The following is a 15553-nucleotide window of genomic DNA, read 5'->3' as shown; positions in this document are numbered from 1 at the left end:
ATAATCTGAATTATTAGAATAATCCAGATTATCTTTCGGAGGCCGAAGATGGACGTCACCCCCTTCCTGAGCCGGGTGCCCGGCTACACCGCGTTCCCGACCGTCGACCAGATGCACGCCGAGCTCGACGAGCTCGCCGCCGCCCACCCCGATCTGGTACGGCTGCGCCGCATCGGCACCTCGCGGCTGGGCGAGCCGCTGCGGGTGGCGAGCATCGGCTCAGGACCGGACGACGCCGTGATCATCGGCGGCCCCCACCCCAACGAGCCGATCGGCGCGCTCACCGTCAGCGCCCTGCTGCGCCTGCTCGTCGAGGACGCCGAGCTGCGCGAGGGGTTCGGCTACCGCTGGCACCTCATCCCCTGCGCCGACCCGGACGGCGCCCGGCTCAACGAGGGCTGGTACGGCCGGCCCAGCGACCGGCGGGCCTACGCCGAGCACTTCTACCGGCCGTGCGAGGCCGACCAGGTCGAGTGGACCTTCCCGCTCACCGGTCCCGGCTACTTCTTCGACCGGACGCTGCCGGAGACCGAGGCGCTGATGCGGCTGATGGACGAGACCAAGCCGGCCTTCGTCTACTCCCTGCACAACGGCGAGCTGCAGGGCGCCTTCTACTACCTCAGCCGGCCCGACCGCGAGCTGGCCGAGCGGCTGGCCGCGCTCGCCACGGCCGAGGGGCTGCCGCTGCACCTCGGGCCGCCCGAGGTGCCGAGCGCGGTCGCGATCGGGCCCGCCGCCTACGAGACGCCGCGAGGCGTGCACCTCGGTCCCGTCTTCGGCGTCGGCGGCGGCAGCGTCGACTACGCCGACCGGTTCGACGCCCTGCACCTGGTCACCGAGCTGCCCTACTGGGCCGACGAGCGGGTGGCCGACCAGACGCCGACCGACCGGCGCTACGCCGACGACATCCAGGCCTTCCTGAAGGGGCAGCGCGCCCTGATCGGCGAGCTGGCGGCCTCGCTCGCCGCGGTGCGGGCCGACCTGACGATCCACTCGCCCTTCCGGCGGTCGCTGGAGGACTTCGTCGGCACGCACGACGAGTTCATCGACGCGTGGGAGGACTTCCCGGACGCCGAGCGGCCCGCGACGGTGGCCGAAGTGGTCGGCAACGAGCAGGTCGTGCACAGCATGCGGCTGCGCTACTGCGGGACCTACCTGCGGATGCTGGACGCCGAGATCGGGGCGGGGAACCGGACGCCGGCCATCCGGGCCGAGCGGGCGCGGCTCGGGGCGCGGTTCGACGAGTGGTTCGCCGAGGCGGAGGAGGCGGCGGTCTCCACGCCGATCCCGCTCCGGTCCCTGGTCGCCGTCCAGCTCGGCGCGGCCCTGCTCGCCGCCGACGCCGCCCGGCGGGGCTAGGCCGGGACGGCGGTGGCGCGTTCCGCTCGCCGTACGGCCAGCAGGAGAGCCAGTACGGCGTAGCCGCAGGCCACGGCCAGCCCCGCCCAGAACGGCAGCGGATAGAACCCGGTGGCGGGCACGTAATGGCCCGCCACCTGCGGGTAGGCCGGGATGGTCTGTGTCACCGCGTACCCCGCGGCCGGCGTGAGCGCGTGCAGCCAGCCCGCCACGCCGCCCGGCACCGCCACCGCCGCCAGCGCGGGCGCCACCACGAGCAACGCGGTCACGCCGATCGCGACCACCCGACGCCGGACCAGCGCCGCCACCCCCACGGCCAGGGCCGCCACCACGGCCCAGAACACGGCGACCCCCACGATGACCCGCACCTCGGTGAGCGGCGAGACCGGCAGCGGATGGTTGCCACCGGCCCGCAGGATCGGCTCCCCCGCCAGCAACGCCACCGCCGCGACGACCAGCCCGCCGGCGAACCCGGCCCCGGCGGCGACCACCGCCTTGGCCGCCACCACGCGGCCTCCGGCCTCTTCCTCACCCGGCCGGGTACGGCTCGCGCCGAGCAGCGAACCGACCACGACCAGGGCCAGCAGCCCGAGCGGCAGCCCGGTGAGCAGGTGCTCCAGGCGCACCCCCGCGGTGACCGGCCCGATGGCGCCGACCCCGGTCAGCGTCATCGTGTCGCCCGACCGCACGAGGCCGCCGGGGTGGTGGGGAGTCACCCCGTCCTGCTCGAAGACGACGCCCACGTCGTCCTGCCGCCAGCCCGAGCTCGCGCCGGTCACGCCGATCCGGTCGAAGGTCGCGGTGGCCTCGCTGAAGCGCTGGGCGGCGCCGAGCCCCTCGACGGTCAGCGCGCCCGGGGAGGCGGCGAACAGGCCGATCCTGGCCGGACCCGCCAGGCGGGCGCGGCCGATCTCGCTCCACCGGCGGCCATCGCCGGACTCGTAGCCGGTGATCGTCTTGCCCGCCCGGGTGAGCCGCAGCCAGCGCGGGCCCTGCGCCGCGCTGCCGGCCAGGTCGCCGGTGAAGTCGTACTGCATGCGCACGCCGTGCCCGTGGGCGGTCAGCACGGCGACGTACGGCGCGCCCTGCCGTACCTCGGACTTGATCATCAGCCCGGCCTGCGACCAGGGGGCGACGCCGGGCACCGGCGGCGGCCCGACCGGGTCGCCCGGCGGGGGCGGCTCCTTGATCCGGCCGGTCATCGGGCCGACGCGCGCGGTGATCGTCCCGTCGCCGTCCAGGGAGCGGTGCACGAAGAAGAAGCGGTCCTCGACCGCCTCCCCGCCCGGCCCCAGCGGCGGCGGCGGGCACGGCCCGTCGACGACGGCGCCCTGCGTGCAGCTCGACCGGCTGCCCGCGGCGAACAGCAGGCCCAGCGCCAGGGGGATCAACATGGCCACGGCCAGCCCGGCCACCAGGCCGCGCGAGCGCCGGAACCCGGCCCACCGCGCGCCGGTGAGCTCGGCGAAAGTCATCATGGCCGCAGTTGTAGGGCCCGGCGGGTTACATCGGCCGAACGAACCCTGTCACATCGGTGTTAGGCCGGGGACGGCATGCTGGGGTGCATGAGAAGGCTGGGTGTCAGGCTGCGGTTCACGCTCCTGCTGGGCGGGCTGTTCGTGCTGTCCGGGCTGGGCCTGCTGCTCGTCCTGTTCGTGCTGGTGCTCGGGCCGACCCGGATCAGCCACAGCGTGCCGGCCGGCGTCCAGCCCGCCTCGGCGGCCCAGCAGCGCATCGAGCAGTTGGAGACGGAGGTCTCGGAGCTGCGCGAGGGCCAGACCCGCCAGCTCGTCGTCGGTGCTGGGGTGGCGCTGCTGGTGATGTCCGTGGCGTCGGTCGGGCTGGGCCGGATCGCGGCCGGGCGGGTGCTGCGCCCGCTGCGTACCCTCACCGCCGGCACGCGCCGGATCTCGGCCGACAACCTGCACGAGCGGCTCGCGGTGGACGGGCCGGCCGACGAGGTCAAGGACCTGGCCGACACCATCGACGACCTGCTGGAGCGCCTGGAAGGCGCGTTCGCCGCGCAGCGCCGGTTCGTGGCCAACGCCTCGCACGAGCTGCGTACCCCGCTGGCCACCATGCGGGCCTCGATCGACGTCGCCACCGCCAAACCGGAGCCGCCGCCGCCTCAGACGCTGCTGCTGGCCGACCGGCTGCGCACCGAGCTCGACCAGGTGGACCGGCTGCTCGACGGCCTGCTGACCCTGGCCCGTACGCAACACCAGCGCGGCGCGCTGCCCGACCGGGTCCCGGTCAGCCTGGCCGACCTGCTGGCCGAGGCCCTGGCCGAGCGCTCCGCCGCCATCGCCGACCGCGCCCTGACCGTGCACGTCACCACGCCGGATGATCAGCTCGGAGACGGGCTGGTGCAGGGCAGTCCGACGTTGCTCGCGCAGCTCGTCGGCAACGTGATCGACAACGCCGTGCGGCACAACCGGCCCGGCGGCTCCATCCGGGCCGAGCTGCGCCTCCGCGCCCTGGTCGTGGAGAACGACGGCCCGCGGCTCGACCCGGCGCAGGTCGCCCGCCTCGGCCACCCGTTCCAGCGCCTCGGCACCGACCGGGTCAACAGCGGTGGCAGCGGCCTGGGCCTGTCGATCGTCGCCGCCATCACCTCCGCGCACGGCGGCCGGCTCAACCTGACCGCCCGCCCCGAGGGCGGCCTGCGCGTGGAGGTCACGCTGTGAGAGTGCTCGTCGTCGAGGACGCCCGAGCCCTGGCCGAGGTCATCGCCGAAGGGCTGCGCGACCAGGGCATGGCCGTCGACGTCGCGCTCGACGGCCTCACCGCCGCCGCCAAGCTCGACCTGGCCCCCTACGACGTCGTCGTCCTCGACCGTGACCTGCCCGGCCTGCACGGCGACACCCTCTGCGAGATGATCACCAGCCGGGACGAGCGGGTCATGGTGCTGATGCTCACCGCCGCCGGCGCGCCCGGCGACCGGGTCAGCGGCCTCACCCTGGGCGCCGACGACTACCTCGCGAAGCCCTTCCACTTCCCCGAACTGGTGCTCCGCGTCCGGGCCCTGGCCCGCCGCCGGCCCGCCGCCCGTGGCCGGGTGCTGCGGGTGGCCGGGGTCGAGCTCGACCCCCTCCGGCGTACGGTCACCCGCGACGGCCGGCAGCTCGACCTGTCGGTCAAGGAGTTCGCGGTGCTGGAGGCGCTGCTGCGGGCCAGCCCGGGCTTCCTCAGCGCGGAGGACCTGCTCGAACAGGTGTGGGACGAGTTCGCCGACCCCCTCACCAACACCGTCACGGTCACCGTCAGCCGGCTGCGCCGCAAGCTCGGACCCCCGGCGATCATCACCACCACACCGGGCGTGGGCTACCGCCTCCTCTGAGCCGCCTGCGCCTCGGGCCCGGCTACCGGGCCGGACTGGCGCGCCCCGCCTGGCGGAGGGCCTCGCGGCAGGCGCGGACGGCCGGGTGGCCGCTGCGGCCCCGCCGTACGACGGTGAACAGGCGGCGCACCCCCTCGCCACCGGGCAGCGGACGGAGCGGGACCGTCGGCGGGCGGCCGTTCCAGACGAGGTCCGGCAGGAAGGCGGCGGCCAGCCCCTGCTCCACCAGCCGCACGTGCAGCAGCAGGTCGGCGGTCTCGAACCGGACGTCGGGCTCGAACCCGGCCGCCCGGCAACGCGCCGTAGCCCACTGCCGCGCGGCCGTCCCCTCCGGCTCCATCGCCCACACCTGACCGGCCAGATCACGCAAGGCCCCGCCACGGTGGGCCGGCGGTGTGGCGAGGTGGATGGGGTCGTCGAGGAGGTCCTCGCGGGCGAGGCCGGCGGGGCGGGCGTCGGGCAGGCCGGGGTACTCCTCCCCCACCGCCAGGTCGAAGTCCCGCGCCAGCAACGCGGGCAACGCCTGCTCCGGCTCCAGTTCCCGCAGGTGCACCCGCAGCCCGGGGTGCCGCGCCCGCAGCCAGGCCAGCGCGGCCGGGAGCAGGGCGAGCGCGGCGGTCTGGAAGGCGGCCACCCGCAGGGTCCCGGTCAGCTCGGCCGACGACCCGGCCACCTCCGCCTCGGCCCGCTCCAGCCGCGCCAGGATGGCCTCGGTGTGCGCGACCAGGATCTCGGCCGGCCCGGTCAGCCGTACCCGCCGCCCGGCCGGCTCCAGCAGCGGGACCCCGACCTCGGCCTCGAGCTGAGCGAGCTGCTCGGACACCGTGGACGGCGCGTAGGAGAGCGCGGCGGCGACGGCCGCCATCGTCCCCCGGTGCTTGAGCTCACGCAGCAGCCGCAGCCGGTGCAGGTCGTACATCGGTCGGCCTTTCCGATGGGTACATGTCGGATACATCCGCTGGACCGATGCTAGCCCTCGGCGGCAGCCTGGACCGGTGACGACTGACTGGGTCACCCGACCCGCCGCCCGCACGTGGACCTGCCCGCCCGCCCCGCGCGAGGCCCGCGCCTTCCACGCCACCCTGCCCGGCTACCATCCGACCCCGCTGCCCGAGCTCCCGGCGCTGGCCGAGGAGCTGGGCGTCGGCCGGCTGTTCGTCAAGGACGAGTCCGACCGCCTGGGGCTGCCCGCCTTCAAGGCGCTCGGCGCCTCCTGGGCGATCCACCGCGCCCTGGCGGGACGGACCGGCCCGCCGGCCACCCTGGTCACCGCCACCGACGGCAACCACGGCCGTGCCGTCGCCCACGTGGCCCGCCTGCTGGGCCAGCACGCGCACGTCTTCGTCCCGGCCGGCGTGTCCCCGGAAGCGGTGGCCGCCATCGCCGCCGAGCAGGCCCGGATCACCGAGGTCCCCGGCTCCTACGACGAGGCGGTACGGCAAGCCGCCCGGGCCGCCGAGCAGCCCGGCGCGCTCCTCATCCAGGACACCGCCTGGCCGGGGTACGAGCAGGTGCCGGGGTGGATCGTCGAGGGCTACTCCACGCTCTGCGCCGAGGTGGACGACCAGGTGGCCGCCGCGGGTGCCGGAGGTCCCGACCTGGTGGTGGTCCCGGTGGGCGTCGGCTCCCTGGCCCAGGCCGTCATCACCCACTACCGCAGCCGTACCGGCGGGCGCTCCCCCGCGCTGCTGGCGGTCGAGCCGGAGACCGCCGCCTGCGTCACCACGAGCCTCGCCCTCGGCCGGCCGGTCACCGTCGCCACCGGCGAGACCGCCATGGCGGGGCTGAACTGCGGCACGCCGTCCAGCCTGGCCTGGCCGTACCTCGACCAGGGCCTGGACGCGGCGATCACCGTGTCGGACGCCGCCGGCGCGCGGGCCGCCCGTGACCTCGCGGCCCTCGGTGTGCACGCCGGGCCTTGCGGAGCCGCGCCGCTGGCAGGACTGCGGGCGGCCCTCGCCGGGCCCGGCCGCCGGGAGGCGCTGGGCCTCGGGCCGGAGTCGGTGGTCGTCCTGCTCAGCACCGAGGGGGTCGCTCAGTTGCGTACGTAGTACCCAGTGGCCTAGCCTGGCTTTACCGCGTACGGCGTACCCAGTGGAGGCGGCGTGAGCAGGATCGGTGAAGCCGAGCGCGACGACGCCGTGCGGCGGCTCAAGGAGGCCTACGGCGACGGGCTGCTGACCCACGAGGAGCTGACCGAGCGGCTGGACCGGGCGCTCACCGCCGGGAACCGTGGGGAGCTGGCGGCGGCGCTGGAGACGTTGCCGGACGGGACGGCTTCGCTCACCGCGGTCAGCGGGCGGATCCGGCGGCGCGGGAGGTGGCGGGTGCCGCGGGTGCTCAAGGTGGAGTCGGCGCTCGCGCGGGTGCACCTGGACCTGTCGCGGGCGGTCATCGACCATCCCGTGGTCGAGATCGAGCTGCGCCTGGGCACCGGGCGGGCCCGGATCACCGTGCCGCGCGACGCGGTCGTGGACCTCGAGGACCTGCGCGCCGGCCTGAAGGCGCCGCGGTATCGCGGCGGGACGGCGGGGCGCGAGGGCGGGCCGAGGATCCGGATCTCCGGGGCGATGGGCACCGGCCGCCTGACGATCCGGCACGCCTGGACGCGGAGCGCCGGGTAAGGGTCGCGGAAGGCCGGGTGAGGGTTGCCCGCAAAGGGGCCGGGTGAGGGAGGGGACCCTCACCCGGCCCGGTCAGCAGGTCAGCAGGTGCCTCGGTTGTAGGCCCGGAAGACGTCGTTCCACGGGCCGACGTGCCGGACGCTGCCGGGGGTGACGCAGTGGTAGCGGTTCGGGCCGAAGATGCGGGTCACGAAGACGTTCTCGTTGGCGTCCGTGCAGTTCTTGTACATCGCCTGGTCCCCGTCCCGGTACAGCCCGCAGGGGTTGCGCGCCGCGGCGGCCGCCTCCGCCGCCTGCGCCGACCCGGCCGCGGCGGCGCCGGCCAGCAGGGTGGAGCCGAGCGAGGCGGCGAGCGCGAGGGCGGCCCAGCGTGCGGTGGTTGTCCTGGCCATGGTGTGACTCCTTAGGTCCGGCCCCCGCCGCCGTGGCGGGGAGCGCTACGTCCACCAGCGAAAACGGCCGGCCGGGGTGTCCAACAGGCTCTCGGACGGTCCCATCCATTCCCGGACACGGACCGTGACTGGCTTTACACTCTCCGAGTGGAGTGGAGGGTGGGGCGATGAGCGCGGGACCCGAGTCCGTGCACGGGCACGAGGACCTGGTGCGGCTGCTGGCCAGGCAGTTCGCGCTCGCCGATCTGTCGTTGCGCGAGCTGGAGTCGCGTGCGGACCGGGCGGGCGGGACCCGGCTGCCCCGGGCCACCGTCGCGGACATGCTCGCCGGGCGGCGCTTTCCGCGGCGGGCGGTCATGCTGGCGTTCCTGCGGGCCTGCCGGGTGCCGGAGGCCGAGCTGCCGGCGTGGGACCAGGCGTGGGAACGGGCCCAGGTCGCCCGCGTGACCCAAGGGTCCAGGGCGGGAACGCCCAGCCTAGCCCCACCCGAAGCCCCCGAGACCCTCGCATCCACCACCGCCCCCGCAGCCGGAGCCACCCCCGCAGCCACCGTGCCCGGAGCCACCGTGCCCGGAGCCACCGTGCCCGAGGCCGCGGCACCAGGGGCCCTCGCGCCTGGGGCTGGCGCGGCGGGCGCCTCCCCCTCGCCCGCCGAGGTCGTGGCCACCGTCCGAGCGCTGGTCCCCGAGCAGCCGGTGCACGCGAGCGAGCCGTCGCAGCCGAGCCGGACGCCGGTGCTCAAGCCGTCGCTCTTCTACCCCGCCCGGCCCGGCCGGCGCCCGGTCGTGGTGGGGGCGGTGATCGCGGGCACGGTGGTGGTGGCTGGTGCCGTAGCCACGGGCGTCCTCATCGGCCGCCGCGCCACCCCACCCCCGCCCACCCCCGCTGAACGCCTGCTGGCCCGCCCGGTGACCGGCCACATCGTCAGCGACGACGGCCGCGCCTTCGGCCCGGGCGGGTCGAGCCGCTTCACCGTCCACGTCGACCCGGCCAACACCGGCGTACGGCTGATCCGCCGCCTCGACGTCGGCGTCCCCCTCCAGCAGGCCAAGGTCACCGTGAACGGGGCGAAGGCGGGCCAGTGGCGTCCCCTGCTCGGGGACACCGACTACAAGTGGCGCGACCAGGTCTTCCAGATCCCCGCCGGCCTGACCGCCGGCCGGAGGGCGCTGGCCATCGTCAACACCTTCGTCGCCGCCGAGGGGTTCAACGAGTTCCGCTACCTGGTCGAGCACCGGGTCGGCGGCACCTGGTCGGCCGCCGACCGGCTCGACGTCGGCGACGCGGCCAGCGAGGCCGCGCACGGCTACCGGATCGTCGGGGAGGGCTGGCGTGGCACCCAGACCTTCGCCTACCCGCCCCTGCGCAAGGACTGGACCGTCCGGTGACCGTACATCCGGGTTGAAACCGGGCATCCGTCCGGCCCAGCGGCCGCAGAAAATTAGGTAACCCTAACTAGGTGGCATGTTCGGCTTTTTTCTCGCTACCGTGACCCGCATGCGCAGCGAAACGGTCATTCCTTGCCTGCCCTGCCGCTTCCTAGACGACATCCTGCCCTTCTACGCCGCCCTCGGTTTCGAGCTCACCTACCGCCAGGACCGGCCCAATCCGTACGCCGCCCTCCGCCGGGAGGGCATCGAGCTCCACTTCTTCGGCCTCCCGGAGTTCGACCCCGAACAGTCCCTGGGGAACGTGGTCGTCCTCGTCCCGGACACGGAGGCCCTGCACAAGGCGTTCGCCGCCGGGCTCCGGGCGGCGTTCGGGAAGATCCCGGTGTCGGGGATGCCGCGGATGACGCGGCCCCGGCGGATGCAGGGCACCGCGGGCGGGTTCACGGTGATCGACCCGGGAGGCAACTGGGTACGGTTCAGCCGCTACAAGGAGGACGCCGACGAACCGGGCGCCGAGGAGGGACGGCTGGCCCGGGTGGTGTCCACGGCCGCCCGGCAGGCCGACTCGCACGGGGACGAGCATGCGGGGATCCGGGTGCTGGAGATCGGGCTGGAGCGGCACGCGGACGCGCCTGCCGTACAGCGGCTTCCGGCTCTGGTCTACCTGGCCGAGCTGCGGATCCGTACCGGCGACCGGGACGCGGCGGCGGCGCTGCTGGCCGAGGTCGAAGCCCTCGAGCTCAGCGACGCCGAGCGGGCGGCGGTGGCCAAGGAACTGGCCACCGCCGCCGAACTCACCGCGGACCTCAACGCCTGACCACCCGCCCGCCAAGACAGCCGGCCGAAGAAACGGCCGGCCAGTGAGACAGCCGGCCGAAGAGACAGCCGGTCAGCGAGGGGCCGGAAATTCAAGGCGACCCCGTCGGTGAGGCGGCCGGTCAGCGAGGGGGCCGCTCCTGCTGAGGCGTCCAGTTCTCCAGCAGATCCCCCTGCCCCGCGCAGTCGCCGCCCGGCCGCACCCCGGTCAACCTGAGCGGTCTCCGCTCCTCGATGCCGAGCTTCTTCCGGCACGTGGGCCCGATCACGAACCCCAGCGACTCCGGATCCCGCAGTTTCCGCTTGCACGCCCGGCACCGCGCCGCATGGGCGCGGACCTCGGGCAGGCCGAGAAGGTCGAGCTGGCTCATCCACCCATTATCACCACGGCACCTCCCCGCGCCCCGCCCTTGGAACCGCGGTCGCGCAGTCGCTTCGACACCACCATCCGGCACGTCATCTCCTTGATCACGGCACCGAGCCGCCCGCCGACGAAGACGTTCACCACGCTGTCGTCGCGGCGGGCGAGCTGCCGGAGGCCGGCCCGCCGGCCCAGGCTGAGGCACGCCCCGCTGAAGGCCACCTCGGCCCGGGCCGGCTCGGTGCCGTCGAGGTGGCTGAGCACGGTGGCGGCGGCCTGCGCCCCGAGCGGGACCGCGGCGTAGCCGCTCATCCGCAGCGGCCGGCCCGACGGCGCGGCGGCGTCGCCCGCGGCGACGATCCGGTCGTCGTCGACGCTGGTCAGCGTCTCGTCGGTGAGCAGGCGGCCCAGCTCGTCGGTGCGGAGCCCGCTCGCCGCGGCGAGGGCCGGCACCCCGAAACCGGCGGTCCAGACGGTGAGCGCGCTGGCCAGTTCGCCCCCTCCCGCCTGGACGGAGACGGTGAGCTCGCCGCCTCCGGTCAGGACGACCGCGTCCGGCCGCACCTCGCTCACCACGGCGCTCTCCAGGACGGTGACGCCGTGCCGGGCCAGCCACCTGGCGACGTACCGGCGGCCGGGCGCGCTCAGGTAGGGCGCCAGGGCGCCGCCGCACACCAGTGTCACCCGGCGCCCCTGCTCGGCCAGTTCGGCGGCGGTCTCGACGCCGGTCAGCCCGCCGCCGACCACGGTGACCGGCGCGTCGGCGGGCGTCCGGTCCAGCCGGTCGCGCAGCCGCCGGGCGGCTTCGAGCTCGGCGAGGCCGAAGGCGAACTCGGCCGCGCCGGGCACCGACGACGGGATCGCCGCGCTGCTGCCGACCGCGTAGACGACGTGGTCGTAGCCGAGGGCCTGGCCCGATGCCAGGCGTACCGCGCGGGCGGCGGTGTCGATGCGCGTGACGCGGTCGACGACCAGGCGCACCCCCGCCCCGAGCAGCGTGCCGTACTCGAGGGTGGCCTCGCCGGTGCGGGCCACGTACTGGTGCAGCCGGATGCGGTCCACGAACTCCGGCCGCGGATTGACCAGCGTGACCTCCACATCGGTACGGCGGCGCAGCCGGTTGGCGGCGACCGTTCCGGCGTAACCGCCGCCGATGACGACGACCTGGTGACGTGCGGGCATGGCGATGATCCCTTTCGCTGGGTGGTGGTCCGTCACCGGTCCGACCACGCGGCCCGTCAGGATGTGAGGCGCTGAAGGACCTCACGTTCCGCCGCGCTGTCCGGTCGAACGGGTGACAGACCCGACAAGGGGCAGCACGGACCCGACGGCCAGGAGACCATGACCGACCACCCCGAACTCGGCGCGATCATGAACGAGCGACGCCGGCTGATCAACCTCGCCTACCGGCTGCTCGGCTCCCTGGCCGACGCCGAGGACGTCGTCCAGGAGACCTACACCCGCTGGTACGGCCTGTCGCGCGAGCAGCAGGAGGCCATCGTCTCCCCCGGCGCCTGGCTGACCACCGTCGCCGGGCGGATCTGCCTCAACCTGCTCTCCTCGGCCCGGGCCCGGCGGGAGACCTACGTCGGCGAGTGGGTCCCCGAGCCGCTGCCGGACCCGAGGGAGTGGCTCACCGGCCGGCCCGACGGCGGCACCCTCGACCCGGCCGACCGGGTCACCCTCGACGAGTCGGTCTCCATGGCCTTCCTGGTCGTGCTGGAGGAGATGACCCCGGCCGAGCGGGTCGCGTTCGTCCTGCACGACGTCTTCCGCTACTCCTTCGCCGAGGTCGCCGGCGTCGTCGGGCGTTCCACCGCCGCCTGCCGCCAGCTCGCCTCCTCGGCCCGTCGCCGCCTTCGCGCCGCTCATCCGCCCGCCGCTCCGGCGGCGCGGCAGGCCCGGGTGGTCGGCGACTTCAAGCGGGCCTGGGAGACCATGGACATCGAAGCCCTCGTCGGCCTGCTCGACCCGGCCGCCACCGTCGTCGCCGACAGCGGCGGCCTGGCCAGCGCCGTCCTGCGGCCGATCCGGGGCGCCGAGAACATCGCCCGCTCCCTCACCGCCCTGTCCGGCCGGCTGCGCGACCTGACCTTCCTGGAGAGCACCGTCAACGGCCGCCCCGGCCTGATCGCCCAGGAGGCCGGCGTCACCGTGTCGGTGTACGCCTTCGAGGTGAGCGGAGACCGGATCACGCACATCTGGAGCATCCGCAACCCCGGCAAACTGCGCGCCTGGCGCTGAGGTCAGCCGGTCAAGGACAGGGCGGCGACCTTCCGGGCCAGCAGGCGGGCCGGGTCCAAGACCGGGACGGGGAGGTGGGCGGGGTCCAGGGCGAGGACGATCTCGGTGCAGGCGGCCACGATGCGGTCGGCGCCGCGGGCGGCGAGGGAGCGGGCGACGTCGGCGAGGGCCCGGCGGTGGGCGGCGGTCGCGGCGCCGGCCTTGACGGCGGCGATGGCCGCGCTGACGTGGCGCTGCTCGGCGGGCGTGGGCTCGACGGGCTCGATGGCTCGCCGGCGCAGGGCGTCGCCGTACAGTCCGGAGTGCAGGGTGCCGGCGGTGGCGAGCAGGCCGGCGGCGGCCACGCCCGCGGCGGCGAGGGCGTCGGCGGTGACCTCGACGATGCTCACGAGTTCGAGCCCGGCCTCGGCGGCCAGCGGCGGGACGAAGGCGTGCGCGGTGTTGCAGGGCACGGCGAGCACCTCGCACCCGGCCCGCTTGAGCGCCTGGATGCCGTGCTGGAGTTGCGGGGTCGGGTCCTCGCCCAGGCCGAGCAGGCTGAGCGAGCGGTCCGGGACGCGCGGGTCGGCCCAGATGACGACCGGCACGTGGCTCTGGTCGCCGGTGGCGGGCGTCTCGGCGACGAGCTTGGCGTAGAAGTCGGCGGTGGCGGCGGGTCCCATCCCGCCCAGGATCCCGACGAGGCGAGAGGTCATGGTGCCCCAGGATCGCCGGATATGGTGACCTCGTCGCGAAGCGCGGCTATCCGGCGGCCGAAGGGGCGCGCATGCAGGATTCCGGCGGGGAGCCGCTCCGGTTGTTGTCCGAGACCGACCTGGAGCTGATCGACGCGCTGCAGGTCAACCCGCGGGCGAGCTGGGTCGAGATCGGCGCGGCGACCGGCGCCGACCCGGTGACGGCGGCGCGGCGCTGGCAGCGGCTGACCGGCGCGGGCGAGGCGTGGACGACGGTCGCGCTGGGCCCGCGGCAGATGCACGACCTGAACATGGCGATCCTGGAGATCGACTGCGAGGCGGGCGCGGCGGTGCCGGTGGCGGCCAGGCTCGCCGAGGCCAGGCATCTGATCACCGTCCAGCACGTGGCCGGGGCGCACGACCTGTTCGTGATCGCCGCGGCGGCGTCCATGCCGGCCCTGGCCGACTACCTGCTCGCCGATCTGCCCCGCGTGCCGGGGGTGGTCCGGGTGCGCACCCATCTGGCGACCCGGATCTTCGAGGCGTCGTGCCGGTGGCGGCTGCGGGTGCTTCCGCAGGCCGCGGCGGCCCGGCTGGCCCGGCGGGCGGCGGCGCCGGAGTCCACGCGGCCGATGGACGAGGTGGACCGCCGGCTGTTCCACGCGCTGGTCGCCGACGGCCGGGCCGGTTACGCCGAGCTGGCCGAGGTCGTCGGCGCGTCCGAGCGGACCGTGCAGCGGCGGCTGTCGCGGCTGCTGGCCACGGGCGACGTGGACTTCCGCTGCGACCTGGCCCGCTCGCACGCCGGGTGGCGCTCGTCGGCGGTGTTGTGGCTGCGGATGCCCGACCGGCTGCTGGAGGAGACCGGGCGGGCCCTGCTCGGCTGGCCGGAGACCCGCACCTGCGCGGCGCTGGCCGGCTCCAGCAACATGCTGCTGACCGTCGGGCTGCACTCGGTCACCGACCTGCATCCGCTGGTGGTGCGCCTGGAGGCCGGCTTCCCGCACCTCACCGTGGCCGACCGGCAGATCGTCCTGCGGCAGACCAAGCTGTACGGCAGGCTTCTCGATCCGGTCGGGCGGTGCACCGGGGTCGTCCCGGTCGACCCGTGGAGCCTGGGCGGCTGAGCCCGGGAGGGAGCGGGGGGTCAGCGGGGTTCGGGGATCGGCTCGCCGAGCGCCTCCCACGCCAGTCCGGCCCGCAGCACGACCGCCTCCTCGCGCCCGACGAGCTGCAGGTCGCCGATGGCCAGCGCGGGCAGCCCGAGCGCGGAGATCACCGCGGTGAACCGGGTGACCTCGGCCCGCACCGCGGCCTCGTCGCAGCCCACCCGCGGCGCGGGCCCGCCGAGCGTCGGCATGATCAGCAGGTCCACCCCGGCCATCCGCTCGGCGAAGGCCGCGCGGGCCGCGGCCAGCCCGGCGACCGCCGCCGCGTACTGCGCCGGCTCGACCCCGGCCGCCGCGTCGAGCTTGCGCCGCACGCCCTCGCTGTAGCGGTCGGCGTTCACCGGGTAGGTCCCCTCGTGCACACGGCGGGCCTGCGCGCCGAGGATGGTGCGGTAGTGCTCCCCGATCTCGTACGGCAGGGCGAAGTCCCGCAGCTCGGCCCCCAGCTTGGTGAAGGCGTCGGCCCAGTCCCCGCCCTCGACGACCCCCACCACCCATCCGGCCAGCGACCGAGCAGGCTCGACGCGCTCGGAGGCGAGCACCTCCCACACCCGGGCGAGGTCGGCGACCGTGGTGGCCATCGGCCCGACCACGTCGAACGCCGGCGCCAGCGGCGCGACCCCTTCCTCCGAGACCATCCCCGCCCGGGGCCGCAACCCCACCACGCCGCAGCAGGCGGCCGGGATCCGCACCGATCCGCCGGTGTCGGTGCCCAGGCCGAACCGGGCGATCCCGGCGGCCAGCGCCGCCCCGGTGCCCCCGCTGGAGCCGCCGGGCGTCAGGTGCGGGTGGCGGGGGTTGCCCACGTCGCCCCAGTGCGGGTTCTCGCTGGTGATGCCCCAGGCGAACTCGTGCTGGTTGCTCTTGCCGACCAGCAGCGCCCCGGCCGCCTCCAGCTTCTCGACGCAGGGGGCGCTCTCCAGGGCGGGATGCCTGCCGTACAGCAGGGAGCCTCGGGTGGTGGGCAGGCCGGCCACGTCGATCATGTCCTTGGCCACGAAGGTCCAGGAGTCGAGCGGCCCGCCCGGTGGCCGGCCGGGCAGGCCGGCGAGCCGGTCGATGACGGGGGCCGGTCCGGCCTCGATGAGGATGTTCTGGTCGCTGTGCCGCCGGATGGCCTCGGCCGACCGGGCGATCGCCGCCTCGCGTTCCACGGGTGCTGTTCTCCTGACGAAGGTGCTGA

16 protein-coding genes are annotated in these 15553 nt (G+C 75.1%); 9 read left to right on the top strand and 7 right to left on the bottom strand.

What is annotated here, in order from left to right; all coding sequences use genetic code 11:
* Nucleotides 1–48 precede the first annotated feature (48 nt).
* Nucleotides 49–1359, top strand: coding sequence for a M14 family zinc carboxypeptidase (locus ACIBG7_RS38510; RefSeq protein WP_397339449.1), 1311 nt, complete (start codon nt 49–51; stop codon nt 1357–1359).
* On the opposite strand, the gene ACIBG7_RS38505 is transcribed toward ACIBG7_RS38510, so the two are convergent.
* Nucleotides 1356–2837: a hypothetical protein gene (locus ACIBG7_RS38505; protein ID WP_397339447.1), complete on the bottom strand. Its 1482-nt coding sequence runs from the start codon at nt 2835–2837 to the stop codon at nt 1356–1358. The genes ACIBG7_RS38510 and ACIBG7_RS38505 overlap by 4 nt on opposite strands.
* 87 nt (nt 2838–2924) lie before the next feature.
* Between ACIBG7_RS38505 and ACIBG7_RS38500 the strand changes: the two genes are divergently transcribed.
* Both ACIBG7_RS38500 and ACIBG7_RS38495 read left to right on the top strand, forming a co-directional pair.
* Nucleotides 2925–4046 carry a sensor histidine kinase gene (locus tag ACIBG7_RS38500; RefSeq protein WP_397339445.1) on the top strand — a complete coding sequence of 374 codons (1122 nt, stop codon included), beginning with the start codon at nt 2925–2927 and terminating at the stop codon, nt 4044–4046.
* The gene (locus tag ACIBG7_RS38495) at nt 4043–4699 is read left to right on the top strand and encodes a response regulator transcription factor (RefSeq protein WP_357925432.1); all 657 of its coding nucleotides are present in this window, start codon (nt 4043–4045) and stop codon (nt 4697–4699) included. The genes ACIBG7_RS38500 and ACIBG7_RS38495 overlap by 4 nt, the downstream gene beginning before the upstream one ends.
* Before the next feature lie 22 nt (nt 4700–4721).
* On the opposite strand, the gene ACIBG7_RS38490 is transcribed toward ACIBG7_RS38495, so the two are convergent.
* Complete coding sequence (locus tag ACIBG7_RS38490) at nt 4722–5618, bottom strand: LysR family transcriptional regulator (protein WP_357925431.1); 897 nt, start codon at nt 5616–5618, stop codon at nt 4722–4724.
* A gap of 76 nt (nt 5619–5694) precedes the next feature.
* Between ACIBG7_RS38490 and ACIBG7_RS38485 the strand changes: the two genes are divergently transcribed.
* On the top strand, nt 5695–6750 hold the full coding sequence (locus tag ACIBG7_RS38485) for a pyridoxal-phosphate dependent enzyme (RefSeq protein ID WP_397339443.1): 1056 nt from the start codon (nt 5695–5697) through the stop codon (nt 6748–6750).
* Between the two features lie 54 nt (nt 6751–6804).
* Nucleotides 6805–7323 carry a DUF1707 domain-containing protein gene (locus ACIBG7_RS38480; protein ID WP_397339441.1) on the top strand — a complete coding sequence of 173 codons (519 nt, stop codon included), beginning with the start codon at nt 6805–6807 and terminating at the stop codon, nt 7321–7323.
* A gap of 80 nt (nt 7324–7403) precedes the next feature.
* Here ACIBG7_RS38480 and ACIBG7_RS38475 read toward each other — a convergent pair whose 3' ends face one another.
* Nucleotides 7404–7715, bottom strand: coding sequence for a DUF6355 family natural product biosynthesis protein (locus tag ACIBG7_RS38475; RefSeq protein WP_357925422.1), 312 nt, complete (start codon nt 7713–7715; stop codon nt 7404–7406).
* A 167-nt stretch (nt 7716–7882) separates the two neighbouring features.
* Here ACIBG7_RS38475 and ACIBG7_RS38470 point away from each other — a divergent pair, with 167 nt between their 5' ends.
* Both ACIBG7_RS38470 and ACIBG7_RS38465 read left to right on the top strand, forming a co-directional pair.
* Nucleotides 7883–9103 (top strand): hypothetical protein, encoded by a 1221-nt coding sequence (locus ACIBG7_RS38470; RefSeq protein WP_397339440.1) that lies wholly within the window; start codon nt 7883–7885, stop codon nt 9101–9103.
* 109 nt (nt 9104–9212) lie between these two features.
* Nucleotides 9213–9923, top strand: a complete 711-nt coding sequence (locus ACIBG7_RS38465) for a hypothetical protein (protein WP_357925417.1) — start codon at nt 9213–9215, stop codon at nt 9921–9923.
* A 121-nt stretch (nt 9924–10044) separates the two neighbouring features.
* Here the strand turns inward: ACIBG7_RS38465 and ACIBG7_RS38460 are convergent, their stop codons facing one another.
* Nucleotides 10045–10293 (bottom strand): DUF6011 domain-containing protein, encoded by a 249-nt coding sequence (locus ACIBG7_RS38460; RefSeq protein WP_357925415.1) that lies wholly within the window; start codon nt 10291–10293, stop codon nt 10045–10047.
* Nucleotides 10290–11465: an FAD-dependent oxidoreductase gene (locus ACIBG7_RS38455; protein WP_357925412.1), complete on the bottom strand. Its 1176-nt coding sequence runs from the start codon at nt 11463–11465 to the stop codon at nt 10290–10292. Before ACIBG7_RS38455 ends, ACIBG7_RS38460 begins: the two co-directional genes overlap by 4 nt.
* Nucleotides 11466–11624: 159 nt before the next feature.
* Here ACIBG7_RS38455 and sigJ point away from each other — a divergent pair, with 159 nt between their 5' ends.
* The gene (gene sigJ / locus ACIBG7_RS38450) at nt 11625–12527 is read left to right on the top strand and encodes an RNA polymerase sigma factor SigJ (RefSeq protein WP_397339439.1); all 903 of its coding nucleotides are present in this window, start codon (nt 11625–11627) and stop codon (nt 12525–12527) included.
* A gap of 2 nt (nt 12528–12529) precedes the next feature.
* On the opposite strand, the gene ACIBG7_RS38445 is transcribed toward sigJ, so the two are convergent.
* Complete coding sequence (locus ACIBG7_RS38445) at nt 12530–13222, bottom strand: aspartate/glutamate racemase family protein (protein WP_397339438.1); 693 nt, start codon at nt 13220–13222, stop codon at nt 12530–12532.
* A gap of 71 nt (nt 13223–13293) precedes the next feature.
* Between ACIBG7_RS38445 and ACIBG7_RS38440 the strand changes: the two genes are divergently transcribed.
* Nucleotides 13294–14328 carry an AsnC family transcriptional regulator gene (locus ACIBG7_RS38440; protein WP_357925404.1) on the top strand — a complete coding sequence of 345 codons (1035 nt, stop codon included), beginning with the start codon at nt 13294–13296 and terminating at the stop codon, nt 14326–14328.
* Between the two features lie 20 nt (nt 14329–14348).
* Here ACIBG7_RS38440 and ACIBG7_RS38435 read toward each other — a convergent pair whose 3' ends face one another.
* Complete coding sequence (locus ACIBG7_RS38435; RefSeq protein WP_397339437.1) at nt 14349–15524, bottom strand: amidase; 1176 nt, start codon at nt 15522–15524, stop codon at nt 14349–14351.
* Between the last annotated feature and the right edge of the window lie 29 nt (nt 15525–15553).

The sequence above is a fragment of the Nonomuraea sp. NPDC050328 genome, assembly GCF_044459405.1.
Classification (GTDB): Bacteria; Actinomycetota; Actinomycetes; order Streptosporangiales; family Streptosporangiaceae; genus Nonomuraea.
The sequence above is the reverse complement of the archived record's forward strand: the minus strand, read 5'-3'. Positions and strand labels throughout refer to the sequence as shown.